This window comes from Kordiimonas sp. UBA4487 (assembly GCF_002389025.1).
GTDB classification, from domain to species: domain Bacteria; phylum Pseudomonadota; class Alphaproteobacteria; order Sphingomonadales; family Kordiimonadaceae; genus Kordiimonas; species Kordiimonas lacus.
Genome location: NZ_DGNR01000011.1, coordinates 649,699 through 668,438, shown reverse-complemented (window position 1 = coordinate 668,438; position 18,740 = coordinate 649,699). Strand labels below are relative to the sequence as shown.

Sequence of the window (18,740 nt, the reverse complement as noted above, 5' to 3'; positions counted from 1 at the left end):
GCCGCCGGTATCTCCAGCAGCCCCTCTTTTTTCCTGGATTTTTGAAGCCCGTCTCTAGCGCAGAATTGAGCGCAGGTGACGGGTCGCGAAGCTCAGCTTTGCAACCGTCAGGCCGCCCGACGAGCTCAGGTCTTCCATCAGGCGCTTGGCACGGATGATCCGCGTCTGCTGGTCCTTGGCCCAGGCCTTGGTGGCCTGCTTGGCTGTCATGTCGCCCGCACCCATACACACGGTGCTGACCAGATCACGCTGCTGGTCTGACAGGTCCTCAAGCTCGGACCGGATCGACAGGAGGTCCCAGTGATCTTCATGGGCAATGCGGTCAGCCCGTTGCCTGAGCCAGTCAAAGCCAAGCTCGTCACCGAGCGCAAAGTGCACAGCCGCCACATAATCCACAGGCTTCTTGGCTTTCTTGGCCACCTGGATAATGTCAGGGCCGGACACGAGCACTTCAAAGCCGGAAACAAAAGTTGCCAGTTCATGGCCCACCTTCATGGCCTTCAGCGCGTCGCGGCGATAGACAAAGGCTTCCTGTGCCGGTTCGGACAGGATCGACTGATTGATCGCAAACAGGTCCTTGACCGGGTCAGCGAAGGCCTCAACCATTTCGGAAATATTGAACGGCCGCGGCATGTTCCGCAGCACCCACATCACCTGGGTCTTCAGGCTGTCTGATACCGACTGGTGCATGTCATACTGGGTACCAGCCGTGACCTTATAGTCCAGCTCGTTGATGGCTTCCCACTGGTCCTTCAGGCCGAAGATTTCACGCACGATCACGAAGGCCGCCACGATATCCTCGACGCCCAGGCCGGTTTCTTCCTTCACCTCGTAAACAAAGGTCAGACCCGCCCAGTTGACCACCTCGTTCGCCAGAACGGTCGCGATGATCTCGCGGCGCAGGCGGTGCTCCTTCAGCTCGGTCGCGAAGCGCTCACGCAAGACAGTAGGGAATCCCCACTCCAGCTCTGGCTGCAGTACCGGGTCATCCAAGAGCTTGGATTTCACCAGAATGTCAAAGAGCGACATCTTGGCGTACGCCATCAGCGTTGAAATCTCGGGCCGCGACAGGCCTCGGTCATTCGCTGCCAGCTCAGAGAAGCCCTCGTCAGATGGCAGCACTTCAATCTCACGGTCCAGGCCGCCGTCACGCTCAAGCGTTCGGATCAGGCCCAGGTGATATTCCCGTGCCTTGCGGCTGTTCACTTCCGCAAGCGAAATCGCCTGTGTCTGCAGATAGTTGTCCGAGAGAACAATATCTGACACTTCATCCGTCATGGACACCAGAAGGTCGTCGCGCTCCTCGCGGGTCAGGTTGCCGCGCGCGATCGCGTCGGCCAGGAGGATCTTGATGTTCACCTCTTTGTCCGAACAATCCACCCCGGCGGAGTTGTCGATAAAGTCGGTGTTCAGGCGACCGCCCTTGTGACCAAACTCGATCCGGGCTTTCTGGGTCATGCCCAGGTTACCGCCTTCGCCAATTACCCGGACCTTCAGCTCATCGGATGTGACACGGAGCCCGTCATTCGCACGGTCACCCACCTGAGCATTGTTTTCGGTGGTGGCCCGCACGTAGGTTCCGATACCGCCAAACCACAGCAGGTCGGCTTCCGCCTTCATGATGCGGTTGATCAGGTCGGTCGGGGTCATGGCATCAGCTTCAACACCCAGCCATTCCTTGACCTCTGGCGATAGGGAAATCGACTTGGAGGAACGCTCAAAAATCCCGCCGCCCTTGGAGATCAGCTTGGCGTCATAATCCGCCCAGCTGGAGCGTGGCAGGTCAAACAGGCGTTTGCGTTCTTTCCAGTTGGTTTTCGAGTCTCCCGGGTTCGGGTCCAGGAAGATATGCATATGGTTGAAGGCTGCCTTCAGGCGGATGGTTTTCGACAGCAGCATGCCGTTGCCGAACACGTCGCCCGCCATATCGCCCACACCAATAACCGTAAACTCATCTTTCTGCGTGTTGATACCCAGTTCACGGAAATGGCGTTTCACGCTTTCCCAGGCACCCTTGGCCGTGATGCCCATTTTCTTGTGGTCATAACCGTTCGAGCCGCCGGATGCGAACGCGTCCCCCAGCCAGAAGCCCTGGCCTTCGGAAATCCCATTGGAGATATCAGAGAAGGTCGCGGTACCTTTGTCCGCTGCCACCACCAGATAGGGGTCATCAGCATCGCGGCGGACAACACTTTTTGGCGGCTTCACCTTGGCACCCTTCAGGTTGTCGGTAATCGACAGAAGGCTGGAAATGAATGACCGGTATGATGCTACGCCCTCAGCCATGAAGGCTTCGCGGTCGCTCATTGGCGGCAGCTGTTTGGGGAAGAAGCCACCTTTCGCGCCTTGCGGCACGATCACGGCATTCTTCACCTGCTGCGCTTTCACAAGGCCCAGCACTTCCGTGCGGAAATCCTCGCGTCGGTCGGACCAGCGTAGGCCACCGCGGGCCACAGGGCCACCGCGCAGGTGCACGCCTTCCACCTGCGGCGAATAGACCCAGATTTCAGCATAAGGCTTGGGCAGCGGCATTTCATTGACTTCGCGCGACCGGATCTTGAAGGCCAGTGCCCGCTCGTCCTGACGGTCCACCACGCCTTCCTGGTAGAAGTTGGTCCGAAGCGTCGCCCGCACCACGTTGCCGTAAGCGCGCAGGATACGGTCGGCATCCAGGCTCGTCACTTCTTCGAGCATGCTGCGGATATCAGTGACGATATTCTGGCTCATGGTATCGCGGTCGGCGGCCTCGTAAGCCGGGTCGAATTGCACTTTGAAAAGCGCCACCAGCTGTGCCGAAACTGTAGCGTTCGCGACCATGGTGTCGGCGATATATTCCGGTGTATAGCCCATGCCCAGCTGGCGCAGATACTTGCCGTATGCCCGCAGGATTACAATCTCGTCCCAGCGCATGCCGGCGGTCAGCACCAGCTCGTTAAAGCCGTCATCCTCAATCGTGCCGTACCAGACCTTGATGAACAGGTCTTCCACCAGCGGCTTCAGCCGCGCCAGCTGGAACGGGCTGCCTTCGGGGCGATCGAGCGCGAAATCGTGGATGTAGCTGGTGACGCTGCCGGACACTTCATAGGAATGCTCGGACAGCACCTTGAAGCCCATGTTTTCCAGAACAGGCATGCAGTTCGACAGCGCGATCAGCTGGCTGCCATGGTAGATTTTTAGCCGATAGTGGTTATCGCCGTCATCAAGGTGGCGGTAGAAATCGACCCGCACATCGTCCTTGCCGCGCACGTCTTCAAGTTTCTGCACGTCATAGGCGGCCTGGGCCGGCGTAAAACCTTCCACATAGGCAACGGTAAAGCGATTCTTGTATTCGTGATGCAGCTTGTTGCCGACCTCTTCGCCGTTACGGGTGACAAGTTCGGCGTGCAGGCGATCAGACCAGCCCTGGGCGGCTTCGGCGATCGCCTTGTTGATTTCGTCTTCGGACGGGTTCAGCACCTCACCCGGACGGGTCCGGATAATGAAGTGCCAGCGCGCCAGCGCCTCTTCCGACAGGTTCGCATAATAAACCGACACTTCACCGTTATAGGCCTTGCACAGGATATCCGCGACCGCAGTCCGAAGGCCGGAATGATAGTTTTCACGCTGCACGAACACCATGGCCGACACAAAGCGCTCGAACCGGTCGGGGCGCACGAACGCACGCGGGCGCGGGCGTTCCGTCAGCTGCAGGATACCCATTGCAGTTTCAAACAACCAGTCTTCGCCCACCTGGAACAGCTCATCCCGGGGGAAGGTTTCCAGAATGTGCGCCAGCGCCTTGCCCGCATAGGACCGCTGCGCGAACTTGGACCGCTCAAGAATGCTGGTCACCTTCTTGCGCACAATCGGCACGTCTGTTGTGAACTGGCTATAGGAAAGCGATGTGAACAGGCCAACAAAGCGGCGCTCGCCAATCGCCTTGCCTTCGCCGTCAAAAATCTTCACGCCGATATAGTCCATGTGGGACTGGCGGTGCACAGTCGACTTCACATTTGCCTTGGTGATGATGAGCGGCTGCGGATGTGTCAGGAAGTGCCGGATTTCAGGCGACATGGGCGTCAGCCCCTCTTTGTCGCGCAGCACATTGCGCGCAGGATCGCGCAGGATACCAAGGCCGGAGCCATCAACCCGGTTGAAATCGAACGTCGCCGGGTCGCCATCGAAGCGATATTCGCGGAAGCCCAGGAAGGTGAAATGGTCGGCGCCCAGCCAGCGAAGCAGGCGGATGGTTTCTTCAACCTCTTCCTGCTCAATTGGCGGCGGGTTCACCGTCAGGCTGGCAACCGTTTCATCGATTTTGGCCAGCATGGCGCGCCAATCCATGACGGCGGCGCGCACATCCGCAAGCGTTGCCCGCAGCGTGTCCTCGATTTCCTGCAGCACGACCTTGTCAGACTGGGCATCGATTTCGATGAACATATAGGATTCGTTTGAGGCGTCTTCGCCTGAGTTGACCCGCACACCTTTTTTATCGCGCGCAACCTGCAGGATCGGGTGGTGCATCATATGGATGCGGTAGTGAAGGGTGACCGCCAGGCAGCCGGTGATCGAATCCACCAGGAAAGGCATATCGTCATTGACGATCTGCAGCACCGTGTGGCGGCTGGACCAGGAGCCCTTCTTGCCGCGCGGATTCAGAACCTTGATCAGCGGCGCTTCTGCCGGACGTTTCTCAGCCATTTCCCACATGCTGTGGGCGATGGCGAAAAGGGTCTCTGGCTCGGCGCTCATCAGGTCATCAGGGCCCTGGGCGTAAAAGCCTGTTAGAAATTTATCGAACTCTTCAAAGGATTCGCCGGGCATCGCTTCCATGGCCAACCGGCCAATTTCCGCCATGACTTGTGCGCGTTGCTCATCCGTGGTCACTATACTGGTCCCTTCACAACCCTTCCGGGCCTGGTTTCATGGTCATTATTTTATTTTGTCGGCAAAGCGCCTGATGATGGCGTCCACCGTATTTTGCCCGACATCCGCCAGGCCCACCGCCTCAAGACCGCCGCCTTCTTTTGGACGTGCTATCACGAGACTGAATTCTTTATCTGACGTAAGGCTATCGAGCGATACCCCTCGAACGTTACTCACCAGCGCAGCCGCCTCGGCTTGCCTGCGCTCAGCGGCGCTGCCCACCTGGCCGCGCCTGGCCGAACGTTCCCGCCGCACACAGCCCTTGATGCCGCCGGGCTCATTTTCAAGGAACGAGGCGACTGTCTCTGACGTTTCGCCCTGACGCACAGCGTACGCCAGCGCGGAGGCATATTCGGTCAGCCGGGTCTTGTCATACTCTTTGCCGAACGTGATTTTGAGCGCTGGCGTATAGGGCGCGCGCTTCTGAGCTTTCAGCCCCGCATCGCGCAGAAGGGCTGCATAGGCTTCCGGGTGTGCCTGGCCCTCTTCATAGAGCTTCAGGGCTGCAGCCAGAGCTTCATAAAGGCTCGACCGGCTACCACCGTCCAGGTGAGCAACGCCCTGGGCCGCGCGCTCGCACGCACCCACAGCTTCGCTCATGTCATAGGTTTCGCCGTGCTCAATGCCTTCGCGGCGCCGGAAGTTGACCACCACCATGGCGAAATGCGCCACATCGCCCGAATGACTGAAGGGCAGCATGATCCCACGGCAATCAAGGAGGTCTTCGATAAATTCAAACTCGGCAGCGCGGGTACGGCCTTCGTCCGTCTCGAACTGCGCGAGCAGCGCGCTGGCAAATGCCGACTGCGGGAAGGCATTCAGGTTGGTGCCCTTGAGAATCGGTTCCTCCAGCAAGAGGCCAACATTGTTGCCGATGTAGCGCACGGTCGCGCCGCCATCGGTGAATTCAAGAAGCAGGCTGTTGTTGCGGAACGGCGCAAGCCCTTCCGGCGTCAGCGATGTGAAAAGCGGGAATTCGCGCTCGCCCTTCAGCTCGTGCCAATAGTCGAACGCACGCAGATGCAGGCGTCGTTCTTCACCGTCGGCTTCATTGTCGTGATGAAAGTCGTCTTGGACACCAGCTTCGCTGGGTTCTTGATCGGATATGTCGTTTCGTGTGCCGTTCATGGCCAACAATTCGCTATGCCGTAGGGTAAACCGCCTGCCTGATGCCGCGGCCCGTTCCCTCCCTAATGGCACCCAAAACCGGTGCTGGCAAGGGGGAACAATCCCATTAGACGACTTTTTCGTAGATTATTCGTTAACACCCCCGATGCCAGCGCTGTCACTACTGTTTTGACACCAGATAACAGCCGTTCTGACTTGCGGGATCAAATTTTTTGCGCGACAAATAGCAACCTGTGGGGGGACAAAGAAGGGGGACTCGCACCATGTCGGCACAAGAATGCCCAATCAAAAAGTGGCAAAGCCTGACAGCAATGTTTTTCGATCAAGCGACCGCGCTTGAGAAAAAGCCGCTTTTGCACGCCAAGAAGGACGGCAAGTGGCAAACCCAGACATGGGGCCAGGTCGCCCAGAAAGTGAGCCAGCTGGCAGCGGCGCTCGAAGAGCTTGGCGTACGCGCCGGCGACAGGGTGGTGATCGTGTCCGAAAACCGGCCCGAGTGGCTGATAGCCGACTTCGCCGTCATGGCGCTTGGGGCTATCAGTGTGCCTGCCTATACTACTTTTACCTCGCGCGACCATCTGCATATTCTGGAAAACTCAGGCGCCAAGGCGGCTGTCGTTTCGACCAAGGCGCTCGCCCGCACCTTCCTCAAGGCCGCGCACCAGTCGGACGAGCTGGAGCACTGTATCACCATCGAGGAGGTGAAGCTTGAGCAGGCGGTGAATGTGAATGTGCATCACTGGGCCGCGCTTGTGGACCGACAGACGCCGGACGTCGCCAAATACCGCGGCCTGGCACAGAGCGTGTCGCGCCACGATATTGCCTGCCTGATCTATACCAGCGGCACCGGCGGCGCGCCCAAGGGCGTGATGATCCACCACGGGTCTATCCTGCACAATAGTGAGGCGGCTGCGATTGTCTTTCATGAACTGGGCCTCAAGAATAACGCCTTCCTGTCGTTCCTGCCGCTCAGCCACGCTTACGAGCACACGGCCGGCCAATGCTGGCCGCTCACCATCGGTGCCGAAATCTGGTACGCCGAAAACCTCGACAAGCTGGCAGCCAACATGGCGGAAGCCAGCCCCACCGTAATGGTGGTGGTGCCGCGGCTTTTCGAGATGCTGCGCACGCGCATCAGCCGCGCCATCCTCAAGGGCGGTGGCCGGAAGGCAGCACTTTTCAACCGGGCGATCGAGCTCGGGACCAAGGCCTTCAAGGGTGAAGAACCGCTCAGTTTCAGGGAAAAGCTTGAGAATAAATTCCTCGACCTGACGGTGCGTCGGAAGGTGAAGAAGCAGTTTGGCGGGCGACTGAAGGCGCTGGTTTCAGGCGGCGCGCCGCTCGCGCCTGACGTGGGCGCCTTTTTCATGAGCCTCGGGCTGCCGCTGTTGCAGGGTTACGGCCAGACAGAAAGCGGGCCGATCATTTCTGTCAATCCTCCTTCAGCACCAAAAATTCACACGGTGGGCACACTGTTGGCCAACACCGAGGTCAAAATCGCCGAAGATGGTGAAATCCTGGTGCGCGGCGAGTTGGTGATGAAGGGCTATTGGCATGACGACAAGGCAACGGCCAAAACCGTTGTAGACGGCTGGTTACACACCGGTGACGTCGGCCAGTTCGATGAAGACGGGCACCTGGAAATCACCGACCGCAAGAAGGATATTATCGTCAATGCGGGGGGCGACAATGTTTCCCCACAGCGCATCGAAGGCATGCTCGCCCTCGAGGACGAGATCGCCCAGGCGATGGTGTATGGCGACCGCAAGCCGCACCTGGTGGGCCTGATCGTACCGGACGCCGAGTGGCTCAGGGACTGGGCGAAGGAGAACGGCAAGGAAGGCGACCTTGAGGCGCTCAAGCACGACAAGGACCTGCGGAAAGCAGTAGATACTGCCGTTACCCGCGTGAACCACCGGCTGTCGAATCTTGAGAAGGTACGCAAGTTTGCGATTGCCAGCGAAGCCTTTACAATCGAGAATGAACAGATGACACCAACACTGAAGCTGAGACGCCATATCGTAAGCGATGTTTACCGGGACACGCTTGAAGGGCTGTATCATTGACTTCCGGAGACACGTTTGCCTGGCATTAAAGAAAAATTAGGCCGGTATCTGATTCCTGGCATTATACTGGTATCCAGCCTGACGTTTCTTGTCGTTGGGGTACCCCGGTTCACGCACGAACTTGCGTTGGTATCTGGGACCCCTGTCTTGGAGCGCATAAATGCTGGAGACCAAGTCTCAGGCCAAGAATTGACCCTTCTCGAACAGTCTCGACTTGATGCACTCGAATTCGTGAAGCTCCCTGCGGTATACACGAACCTAGACTATTCCTAATCTAGTCCGCGCAAGCCGGGCAACAGATGATGTGCAACAAGACAAGTATGCCCAAATGGCCATTGCTGCTTCCAGGAAAAGCCTCGACTTGGCTCCGCTGAACAGTTTTGTCTGGATTCGTTTAGCCTCTGCAAACGTAATGCTGGGCCCGGAAAATATCATGACGCTCTGGAAGCTTGGCGAACCTCAATTGCAACGGCCAGGTTTGATTCCTTTCTTTTGCTACAGCGCATTCACCTTGGTATTATCCTATATGCAGAATTGACCGAAGAGGACGTCGCGACGCTGCGAGACCAATTAAGAATGGCCTATCATTGGCACCGGGGACGACTGCGCAGTTATCTGTGGCGCAGCAAATTGCAGGAATAGGGGGGCCTCAGCGAACCCGAAAGCGAAGCGGCGAAATATCTAGCTACCCAGCCATAGGACTCTCTCACCTGGGCTATTCCGCTGCCATCGATACCTTTGTATCCTCTGGCTCTGACGGACGTGCTCGTGATGCCCAGAATACCGTAATCCCGAGCACGGCCAGTTGACCCAAAACAATCAACCAGCTGAACTCTGGCACCCATAAAGCAGCAAGTCCGGCGACGAACGTGTAGAAAAAGCTGAACACCAGCCCCGCATGCTTATGGATAGATGCCATCAACAAATGATGCAGATGGTCTCGCTGGGGCAAGAACGGGCTGAGCCCACGCATTTTACGCCTTGAGATCACACGAAGACAGTCAAAAACAGGTAAGGCAAGCCAGACAACGATGGTATCGGCATAAACCGGCGATGTTGTCTCGGAACCATACATCATAATAGCGCTGGCCCCCATCAGCAAAGCCAAGGCATAAGCCCCGCCATCCCCCATGAACAATTTGCTGGGCATATTGAAGCAAAGAATAATCAACAATACTACGGTAAGATACAGGAAGCCACCAGACTGGGTGGATGGAGCCATAACGGCAAATAGAGTTGACCAGACCAAACCTTGTGACAGGATGCCCCCGTTAAACCCGTCCATCATATTCAGTGCAATCACCAACCCAACAAGACAAAGGGCCGTAAATGCCACACCACCAACAAAGCCCAGGTCGGTCACCTGTCCCCAGGACCAGTGAAGCTTGTCGACGAGCAGTTCTGGCATAATTACGATGAGAAGAAGCACAGGGAGCCAAAGGGTTATCAAGCGGATACCCCAACTGAGCTTCAATCTGTCATCCAATATTCCAATGACGCCAATAAAGGAGGCACAGAAAACAATGGGAATAAATTCGGTGTTTCTTCCGCTCACATATGAAGCAACTGTAAGAGCAACCAAACCTGCAAACAGCAGAACGGAGCCCACTTGCGGCACGGCGTGGGTATGGGCTTTATGCGCTTCTGCTGCCGGATCATCCAACAGGCCCAGGGCAACACCGACCAATTTGGCTTTGAAGCCAACCAAAACGACTGCCAGTAGCCCGAGCCCGAGAATAAGTTCATACATTTAATTTTGCCCCTAAAGTATTCAGGCGCATTCTAAATGGCTCGAAAGAAAATATCTAGAACAAGACATCGCTTTTTGGATGAAATGAGAGTTTTCTGACCATCTTTTGTCGACGTCAATTATCGGCAGACATCCAAATGCCACGCGTATCGATGACAATCTTCTCGAACAGTTTTCCACTGGAAATACGCTTGAAAGGCTTGTGATCCACCAGCAGCACAAGGATATCTGCCTCCTCGATCGCCTCCATCAACTCCGCGTGCACCACCTTGAGCCCAGCAAGCTTGGTTGGAAGCTCCTCGATGTTGGGTTCAACCGCCAGAATGCGGCAATCTAGTTCGCTCGCAAGCCGTTCAGTGATCATCAGCGCCGGGCTGGTACGCAGGTCATCGATATCCGCTTTGAAAGCGAGGCCGAAGCAGGCCACGGTTGGGGCCTTGAACTTCGAGGCCGCCTTTTTCACCTTCGCGATCACATGCTCCGGTTTGCTGTCATTCACTTCCCGCGCTGCCCGGATCAGGCGAGCCTCTTCTGGTGCGCTGTCGACAATGAACCAAGGGTCCACCGCGATACAGTGGCCACCAACGCCCGGTCCCGGCTGCAGAATATTCACCCGAGGGTGCCTGTTCGCAAGGCGGATCAGTTCCCATACGTCAATGTCCAGCCTGTCGGAGATCAGCGACAGTTCGTTCGCGAAGGCAATGTTGACGTCACGAAAAGCATTTTCGGACAGTTTCGCCATCTCAGCCGTCCGTGCGTTCGTCAGAAAGCATTCCCCTTTGACAAAAACATCATAGAGCGCCTCGGCTCGCAAGGCACATTCGTTAGTAATGCCGCCGATGATCCGATCATTTTGCACAAGCTCGATCAGCACACGGCCCGGCAGAACCCGCTCAGGACAGTGGGCCGCAAAGTATTTGGCGCCGCACCCGCCCTTGAGATCCGGCCGCTCTTCTTCGAGCCAGGCAACCATCTGGTCGGTTGCCCCGGGTGGCACCGTCGATTCAAGAACAATCAGGTTACCTGCCTCAATATAGGGGGCGATCGAGCGCGTCGCTGCTTCGATATAACTGAGATCAGGCGTAAGCATGTCGGTAAAGGGAGTCGGTACAGCAATGATGAAGGCATCCGCTTTCTCGGGAACTGTCTGGGCCTTTAGCTGTCCGGCCGAGACCACCCCTTGCAGCAACCCGTCGAGATCAACCTCAACAATATGGGCCTTGCCCTTGTTGATACTGTCCACGGCTTTCGGGTTCACATCGACACCAGTCACCTGGAGTCCGGCCTTTGCGAAAACCGCCGCTGTCGGCAGGCCGATATAGCCAAGCCCTACGATGCAGATTGACTTATAGGTATACACGCCTGATTGCCTCCAGAATTTGCTGTGCGGCAGTGCCGTCGCCATAGGGGTTGTGTGCTTCTGCCATTGCCCCATAATGGGATGGATCGTCAAGCAGCCTCTCAACCTCTCCAACAATCTTGTCGGCGACGGTTCCCACTAGCCTGACCGTCCCGGCCTCAACGGCTTCCGGTCGTTCGGTCGTCTCGCGCATCACCAGAACGGGCTTGCCAAGTGAGGGCGCCTCTTCTTGCACGCCCCCGGAGTCTGTAAGGATGAGGTGAGAACGGTTCATCAGATAGATGAAGCTGGGATAGCCTTGAGGCGTTATCAGATGCACATTTCCAAGACCTGAAAGCTTTTCATGAACAGGTCCCTTCACATTGGGATTCAGGTGAACCGGGTATAATATCTCGACATCGGAACGTTCTGCGATTTGCTTGATAGCCTCGCAAATGTTTTGAAAGCCCAAACCAAAACTCTCTCGGCGATGGCCGGTTACCAAAATTAATTTTTTCGAGGCATCAAGGAACCCAAATCTCCTTTGGAATTCATCCTTAAGGCTCTGACTACCCTGAATCTGGTCTCTCGCCATAAACAATGAATCCACAACTGTATTGCCAGTAACAAAAACTCTGTCCTCAGAGATGTTCTCCTTCAACAAGTTTTTTTTTGCACCAATAGTAGGGGCAAAGCAAAGTGCGCTTAGTCCGTCCGCAACAAGTCTATTGGCCTCTTCTGGCCAAGGCGAATAGAGATTGTGAGTTCTAAGGCCTGCCTCAACGTGCCCTACCGGAATTTGCTGATAATATGCTGCTAACGTTGCTGACAATGTTGTATTTGTATCGCCATGCACCAAAACGAGATCAGGCTTTTCATTGCTGAGCACCTTAGTGACCCCCGTGAGCACCCGCGCTGTAACTTCTGACAAGCTTTGAGCTGTTTGCATTACATTCAGGTCATGGTCTACGCCGATCTGAAAAAAGTCTAACACTTGATCAAGCATGCCCCGGTGCTGGCCTGTAATGCAGACTCGGTTATCTATATCGTGCTCGGCTTCAAGAGTTCGCACAAGCGGAGCCATTTTTATCGCTTCAGGCCGTGTACCAAAAACCTGTAATATCTTCACCTGAATCTAGCCTCAAATTTTATGGGGAATGTTTTTTATCTCGAATGAATAGACTTTTATACCAATCACATACTGGTACAATCGTTTTTTCACTGCACTACCTCAAACTGTGTAATACGATTGTTGGGGCCACCCGCACCAGGGATAGTGTTTCGAATAAGCTCGGAAATGAGAGAACAATGTCAATATTCAACTCAATCGGGGGCTATAGGTATACCAAGCTATTGCTTGTCACAATCAGCACCCTCATGTTGTTGGCAGGCTTATCTCGAGTCCTACACGAGCTAATGCTGGTGGCTGGCACCAATGTCTCTGATCAATTGTCTCGCGGGAAAAGTGTCACCGCCGACGATTTAGATTTGTTGGTGAAATCCCGCTTAAGGGCCATACAATTCTATTCAACACCTAAAGCATATTCCGATCTAGGAACAGCCTATTTAGCACTCTCTGGATTAGCCAACGAGCTTGAAAATCGCAGAAGATATGCCCGCTTAGCCGAAACTGCAGCAAACAATGGCCTAACACTCTCCCCACTGAACTCTTATCTTTGGCTGAAACTTGCTTCAGCAAGAGTTGTTCTAGGCAATGGGCACCAAGACGGTGCCGTTGAAGCTTGGCGAAAATCAATAGAAACGGCGAAGTTTGAACCATTCATACTCTTCCAAAGGGTTCATGTCGGGATCTTGCTGTTTGATAGTTTGTCCCAAGAGGAAATTGCTCTTCTAAAAGAGCAACTCGTACTATCCTATCACTGGAACAGAGGCCAATTATGGCAATATGCCCACGCGCATAAACTTTTTGATTGGATGGCATTCTTAACCGAACCAAACAGCGCAATGTCTACCTACCTTAAGCCCAAGCAGTGACCTTTAAACTTTGACCTGCGCCCTTTAAATTCCTTCATTTAAACGCAAGGAGACAGACTGATGAGAAAAAGCCGTTTCACGGAAGAACAGAGGTAATACCCCAATAATAGAGGGCTTCAAAAGTAGAGTTTTCTCGTAACCAGAACGCAGGAGATTTTACATGAAGACATCACGTTATTCGGACAGCCAGATCATCAGCATCTTGAAGCAGTCGGAGGCTGCAAAAATAATAATACAAAACCTTGGGTGCATACCCCCATAAGGGGCGCAAGTAACCAAATAGCCGGTCAAAACTGCAAAAATGGACTCTACGAATAATTGGGAGAACTGTGGAGCTCAGGTCAAATTTTCTACCAGGCCCAGGCTAATCTGCCGCGACGACAGTGCCAAGCTTCGGCATGGTTCATTTGATCGTTTGCGCTATTTCCTAGTCGAAGAAGGGATGCAGCATGACCAAATAAATGACACGGCTTTGGGAAACGATCTGATTAACGGAGCTGTGTTCACCACATACTAATAGGGTGTTTTTCATAACCTTTTTAGTACACTGAGCATCTTGATTGATAAATTGCTTCGGTCAAAATGCTTTGCACAATTCTTCCCGTTAAGAGAAAGAGTCTCTCTATATTTTGGGTCATCTTTGATTTTCATTAGCGCCATATATAAAGCGCTAGCATTCTCCGGTTCAAAAGTTACACCTACCTCATTCTCTTCAACGATAACGGCAGATTCTCCCTCTACCCCATGCACTATAGGGATGCCCATAGCCATGCACTCAAATATCTTAGAAGGAATTACTGCCCTAAAGAGCTCGCTACGTCTCAAGTGCGTGATGGAAACATCTAATAATGACCAATAACTAACTACTTCTTCTTTAGGAACACTGTCTAGAAATATTACGTTTTTTAGTTTACTACCTAACTCTATTAAATCCTCTTTTTTTGCCCCATCTCCTAAGAACAGAAATACAACCTCAGACACTCCATAATCTTCAAATATTTGAGCAGCATCTAATAACGTTTCTAGAGCATGGGCCATTCCATGTGTCCCTATATATCCTGCTACAAACTTCCCCTCTAGACCCAATCGTTTTACAAGCAAAGCATCTTTTTCTCTCGAAACAAACCGGCTAGTATCTACGCCATTTGTCACGATGTGAATCTTTTCAGCCGGAATTCCCCTAGCTACCAAGTTTTCCTTGAACGATTTTGTAACCGCGATCACCGCACTAGCTCGCCTGTACAAAAAGAGTTCAACCTTCTCTAGAAGATCTATGACTCTTGCGTTTTTCACTGCCCCTACAGCTCGAATTGACTCTGGCCAAATATCCCGGAGTTCAAATACAAATGGGCGCCGTTTCAACAGCGCAGAGAGCCAGGCTGAACAGGCAGTAAAGAACTGTGGAGAAGTACCCACAACGACATCTACTTTTCGCACAAAAAGGGAAGCGCAAAATCCAGAGATCATAAAGCTGATATAGTCGAGGGTCCGCTTTAAGAAGCCCTCGTTGCGTGCCATGTAAGTCCACACGCGAATGACCCGAATTCCTTCAAGCTTCTCCTCCTGCCATAGTTTATTTTTGTATCCGCTGTATACTTCGCCTTTCGGAAAATTAGGCGCACAAGTGATAACTGTAACAGAGCAACCAAGACGAACCCATTCTTTCGCATGCTCAAAGGTACGACTCGCGGGAGCATTGACCTCTGGAGGAAAATTATCTGTTAGAAATAGAATATGCATTTTGTAATTCACCACCGAATTTCCAGCCAACACTGGCCATTGAGCAGTGGTAAAACTAGGCACTTATTGGGTACGCTTGCGTTAAACTCAGGATGCCAAGTACCTTGGACAAGCTCTGCCTCACAACTACTGAACCACTCAAGGGCAGTCCCGTTAGCAAGTACAAATAAACCGGAAGAAGGGGTTAACTGCTTAATCTCTATGTGAGGGTGTATATGATATGCTGCCATGGCACCATCTTCGATACCCACCTCATCAGATATTATCACCTTACTCGTAGCCAATGACCACGTTCGAGTATGTAATAAACCTTTTCTCAGGCGAGAATACCCATCGTGCGAGGCCGAGATTGAGAGAGTTTCGATCGACTGACTTTTTCCAATTAGTTGTGCACGCGCTCTTCGCGCAACACGAAACCCGCTCCAAACTTCAGATGAATCCTTATCTAGCATTGAAACGGTGGAGTGCGCCTTTGTGCCCCTTTGTCGAATCCTTTCTTTCCCAGCACCATACTCTGAGGTACCTGAGTTAACGACTAGTCTCTCACTGAATACCGATAGCTCGAATGACAACGTATCAGCATGGGCGTGTCCTGGCTGATATGCTGGGCCAACTTGCGCTATGTCTGCGATTAAAACAGCTGAAGCGTTAGCCAACCTAACATAACCAGAAGCAGCATTATGGATCATAGGGCTACTATCTTCAGCCTGCGAAAAGCCCAACTCTCGAGCATAATTGACTAACTCTTCAGTAGTGGGCGCTACACCAAACGCCGCATCGTTAAAAAATGCTATTCCTCCGTCGGGATGGCTCATAGACTCCAACCAACTAATCATCCGCAACACAATCTCCTCCATAGAGCTTAAAGCTCGCTTAGAATGGCAAGTCGGATATGCACGCATAAGGTTGATCAGATCCAGCACGTCTTCCAATGCCAGTGCGTGGTACATTGGACTCAGTTCAAAATGCCCTCCATCTGACAAGATCTGCCGAGGTAACTCTTTTCTTAGAATTTTCAGTCCCTTTACCAAGATCCTATCTGCCTCAGCCCCTTGAAAATAGCAGCCTGCAAAAACGAGTGCTTTCGCATTTACAAGTACATGGTTAGCCAATAAGTGCCACTCTACCCTTCGATAAAGCCAGCATGACTGCATGAAGAGGCTGGCATGGGCCTCTGCTGACAATTCCAATCCATTAAGGGAGGCTTTAACCCAGTTTACAATTCGCAAAGACGTTGGATACGGCTCCCAGCCAGAACCCACACCTGGTTCGTTATTCAAGATCCAATCATTGATTAGCCCATCATGCCAAGAACGCCTATTTTCTGCGCCAACAGCATTTAAATCATCAAAGTAGTGCTGATTATAACGCCACAGCTTTGAATGTTCAGGGCCATCCCAACCATGTTCGGCTATACTACCCTCTTCATTCAATAAGAGAAATTTATCGGGCGAGAGCAAGCTGGCTGGGCGACATATAGATGGCTGCCAAGAGGCATGCCTTTGCCTAAGTTCATAGGCGCCCACCAATTTAGGCTTAGCCTGATAGAGGGTATAATACAGCCTCATAATAATCTGAGACATCTTTAGGTGTCGGATTGTTCGCAAGTACAGAAATGCCTTGTCGACAATTGATCGGGCACTGGAGATATTAAACATGAAGGAGGTTCACCAATCTCAAACTAGGCTATCCGCGATTTCTATAGAGACCCTGCTTACCTCAAGTATCTCCTCCACTGCTATCGGAGCCTCGCCCTTTTCACGAATGGCCTGAACAAAGTGACTGACACACTCGCTATTACCTTTGTTTTGCTTCCAAAGCCGGCTGCCACCAAAACCCTTGCAGCCATATGCTTTTAGCTGGATAAAGTTCTTGAGCATAAAGACTCGCCCACCCGCAAACACTTCCAAGCGTTCTTTCTCTAATGCTTTATGCCCGTTTGCGAAGTAGTTTATTACCCCTATAGAACCATCCTTAAATTTTAGAGTGATAATAACTTTGTCATCTTCTGTTTCTCTGGCTGCACATCCACCTAAAGCGACCGCATGCCATTCCCTGATTGGCGCTCCTGCCAAGTGCCTTAAAAGGTCGATAAAATGACACCCCTCTCCAATTATTCTGCGCCCCCCGATGGATCTACTTTGCACCCAGTGGTCTCCGGGGATTTCACCCGCATTAACAGTGATAATAAAACTTTTGGGCCCCTCGATCGAATCGAGCAACTGTTTGATTTTTGCAACCTGCGGCGAAAAACGCCGGTTAAAGCCCACCATAACAAGCTGCTGGGGCCTTGAGCGAATCTCTGATTCTAGCAGCTTCAGCTCATCAAGCGTTAAGCACAACGGCTTTTCGCAAAAAACGTGTTTTCCTGCTTGAAGCGCCAATAAAACCTGCCTTGCATGTAAGTCATGGCGCGTACCAATCACCACTGTGTCAACCTTGGGATCCTTGATAGCGGTATCAGCATCAGTCGCCGCCTCTTGGAAGCCAAATTTTTTCCCGAAATGCACAGCACTGACTCCGCCTGCGCTTACGACTGTGTTAAGAACGGCTCCTGCTTTGCTAAAGGCCGGCATAAGCACTCTGCCGGCGTAATTTCCAGCTCCCAAAAAAGCGACCACCGCATTACCACTTGCTCGCCTGCGGCCGTCAAACCCCTGATCTTCGCAACGCAGCTTGACCTTTGCAGTTGCCCGCTCCTCACCACCGTCAGGAAAATCGAGTAAGATTCCCAGCGACTTATGCGTCGAGTTAAGCAAATCCATCGCCGACGCAACATCATCAATTTTATATCGATGCGAAATCAGTTGAGAAACATCTATGGCTCCTGCGGCCATCATATCAAGAACCGCTTCAAAGTTCCGTTGTTCAGTCCACCTCACGTATCCAATGGGATAATCGTTCCCATTTTCCTCATAACTGGCATCATAGCGTCCAGGCCCATAAGAACAACTCACTTGGAACGATAGCTCTTTTTCATAAAAGTCAGCTCGGTTAAGGTGTAGTCCCGCAACCCCTACCAAAACTATTCGGCCTCGCTTTCGAGAGACGTGAGCCGCCATTCGGATAGGTTGATCGCTCTCTGTTGAAGCAGTGATAATAGCGCCATCTGCTCCATAGCCTCTGGAAGCTGATTGGACTGCATCCAGAATGTTTTTCTCCGACGTCGCAACAACTGCTTTTGCGCCAAACTGCTCCGCCAACATCAAGCGGTCACTGTCAAAATCTACAGCAACGACGCGACATCCCTGAGCGATGAGCATTTGGACGGTCAACAAGCCAATAACACCGAGGCCAAAGACCACTACACATTCTCCGAGCTTTGGCTCAAGCAGTCGAATGCCTTGCAGTCCAATAGCGCCCAAAATGGTGAAACTCGCAGCATCCGATGATATAGATTCCGGAATCTTGGCACACAGGTTTTTGGGTACCAAAACATACTCTGCATGGCTGCCGTTAGAAACTACACGATCTCCAAGACCAAAGCCTGTGACACCATCGCCTACGCATTCTACATAACCAACATTACAATACCCGAGCTCCAACGGCTGATCCAGTTTGCTTCTGACAGCGTCTAACGTTGCCACAAGGCCGTCGGTTCTCGCCTTTTCCAGAACCTGTTTTACTTTTTCTGGTTGTTGACGCGCTTTTGATATCCACCCAGACTTGCCAAATTTAACCAACATCCGTTCTGTGCCCGAAGAAATAGCCGTGGTTGTAGTGCGGATCAATAAGTGGTTCTTTCTTATCTTAGGAACCGGCACATCTGCCAGCAATGTTGACCCATCCTTGAGAGATTGCAGAACTTGTTTCATAT

The 18,740-nt window shown here is 52.8% G+C and carries 11 protein-coding genes; 3 read left to right on the top strand and 8 right to left on the bottom strand.

Going from position 1 to position 18,740, the window contains the following annotated elements:
• Window positions 1–54: 54 nt before the first annotated feature.
• The gene (locus B3Z17_RS08715; protein ID WP_286829452.1) at window positions 55–4,866 is read right to left on the bottom strand and encodes an NAD-glutamate dehydrogenase; all 4,812 of its coding nucleotides are present in this window, start codon (window positions 4,864–4,866) and stop codon (window positions 55–57) included.
• Between the two features lie 45 nt (window positions 4,867–4,911).
• Window positions 4,912–6,033: a hypothetical protein gene (locus B3Z17_RS08710; RefSeq protein WP_286829451.1), complete on the bottom strand. Its 1,122-nt coding sequence runs from the start codon at window positions 6,031–6,033 to the stop codon at window positions 4,912–4,914.
• 263 nt (window positions 6,034–6,296) lie between these two features.
• Here B3Z17_RS08710 and B3Z17_RS08705 point away from each other — a divergent pair, with 263 nt between their 5' ends.
• Entirely contained in the window at window positions 6,297–8,099 is a 1,803-nt protein-coding gene (locus tag B3Z17_RS08705; RefSeq protein ID WP_286829450.1) for an AMP-dependent synthetase/ligase, read from the top strand.
• A gap of 304 nt (window positions 8,100–8,403) precedes the next feature.
• On the top strand, window positions 8,404–8,637 hold the full coding sequence (locus tag B3Z17_RS08700; RefSeq protein WP_286829449.1) for a hypothetical protein: 234 nt from the start codon (window positions 8,404–8,406) through the stop codon (window positions 8,635–8,637).
• A gap of 177 nt (window positions 8,638–8,814) precedes the next feature.
• Here the strand turns inward: B3Z17_RS08700 and B3Z17_RS08695 are convergent, their stop codons facing one another.
• The 3 genes from B3Z17_RS08695 to wecB form a co-directional block, all read right to left on the bottom strand.
• A complete protein-coding gene (locus B3Z17_RS08695) occupies window positions 8,815–9,849 on the bottom strand; it encodes a glycosyltransferase family 4 protein (protein ID WP_286829448.1) in 1,035 nt (344 codons plus the stop codon).
• A 115-nt stretch (window positions 9,850–9,964) separates the two neighbouring features.
• Window positions 9,965–11,209 (bottom strand): UDP-N-acetyl-D-mannosamine dehydrogenase, encoded by a 1,245-nt coding sequence (gene wecC / locus B3Z17_RS08690; protein ID WP_286829447.1) that lies wholly within the window; start codon window positions 11,207–11,209, stop codon window positions 9,965–9,967.
• Window positions 11,196–12,317 carry a non-hydrolyzing UDP-N-acetylglucosamine 2-epimerase gene (gene wecB / locus B3Z17_RS08685; RefSeq protein WP_286829446.1) on the bottom strand — a complete coding sequence of 374 codons (1,122 nt, stop codon included), beginning with the start codon at window positions 12,315–12,317 and terminating at the stop codon, window positions 11,196–11,198. The genes wecC and wecB overlap by 14 nt, the downstream gene beginning before the upstream one ends.
• A gap of 179 nt (window positions 12,318–12,496) precedes the next feature.
• Here wecB and B3Z17_RS08680 point away from each other — a divergent pair, with 179 nt between their 5' ends.
• Window positions 12,497–13,183 carry a hypothetical protein gene (locus tag B3Z17_RS08680; protein ID WP_286829445.1) on the top strand — a complete coding sequence of 229 codons (687 nt, stop codon included), beginning with the start codon at window positions 12,497–12,499 and terminating at the stop codon, window positions 13,181–13,183.
• Between the two features lie 528 nt (window positions 13,184–13,711).
• Here B3Z17_RS08680 and B3Z17_RS08675 read toward each other — a convergent pair.
• From B3Z17_RS08675 to B3Z17_RS08665, 3 genes are all read right to left on the bottom strand, one after another.
• Window positions 13,712–14,935, bottom strand: coding sequence for a glycosyltransferase family 4 protein (locus B3Z17_RS08675; RefSeq protein WP_286829444.1), 1,224 nt, complete (start codon window positions 14,933–14,935; stop codon window positions 13,712–13,714).
• Window positions 14,932–16,506, bottom strand: coding sequence for a heparinase II/III family protein (locus B3Z17_RS08670; protein WP_286829443.1), 1,575 nt, complete (start codon window positions 16,504–16,506; stop codon window positions 14,932–14,934). Before B3Z17_RS08670 ends, B3Z17_RS08675 begins: the two co-directional genes overlap by 4 nt.
• 93 nt (window positions 16,507–16,599) lie before the next feature.
• On the bottom strand, window positions 16,600–18,738 hold the full coding sequence (locus tag B3Z17_RS08665) for a bi-domain-containing oxidoreductase (protein WP_286829442.1): 2,139 nt from the start codon (window positions 18,736–18,738) through the stop codon (window positions 16,600–16,602).
• Window positions 18,739–18,740 lie beyond the last annotated feature (2 nt).

Bases quoted from the DNA above. Each gene is read 5' to 3' on its own strand.
- B3Z17_RS08710 (WP_286829451.1), bottom strand. From the start codon at position 6,033: ATGAACGGCACACGAAACGACATATCCGATCAAGAACCCAGCGAAGCT.
- B3Z17_RS08705 (WP_286829450.1), top strand. From the start codon at position 6,297: ATGTCGGCACAAGAATGCCCAATCAAAAAGTGGCAAAGCCTGACAGCA.
- B3Z17_RS08695 (WP_286829448.1), bottom strand. From the start codon at position 9,849: ATGTATGAACTTATTCTCGGGCTCGGGCTACTGGCAGTCGTTTTGGTT.
- B3Z17_RS08680 (WP_286829445.1), top strand. From the start codon at position 12,497: ATGTCAATATTCAACTCAATCGGGGGCTATAGGTATACCAAGCTATTG.
- B3Z17_RS08670 (WP_286829443.1), bottom strand. From the start codon at position 16,506: ATGTCTCAGATTATTATGAGGCTGTATTATACCCTCTATCAGGCTAAG.
- B3Z17_RS08665 (WP_286829442.1), bottom strand. From the start codon at position 18,738: ATGAAACAAGTTCTGCAATCTCTCAAGGATGGGTCAACATTGCTGGCA.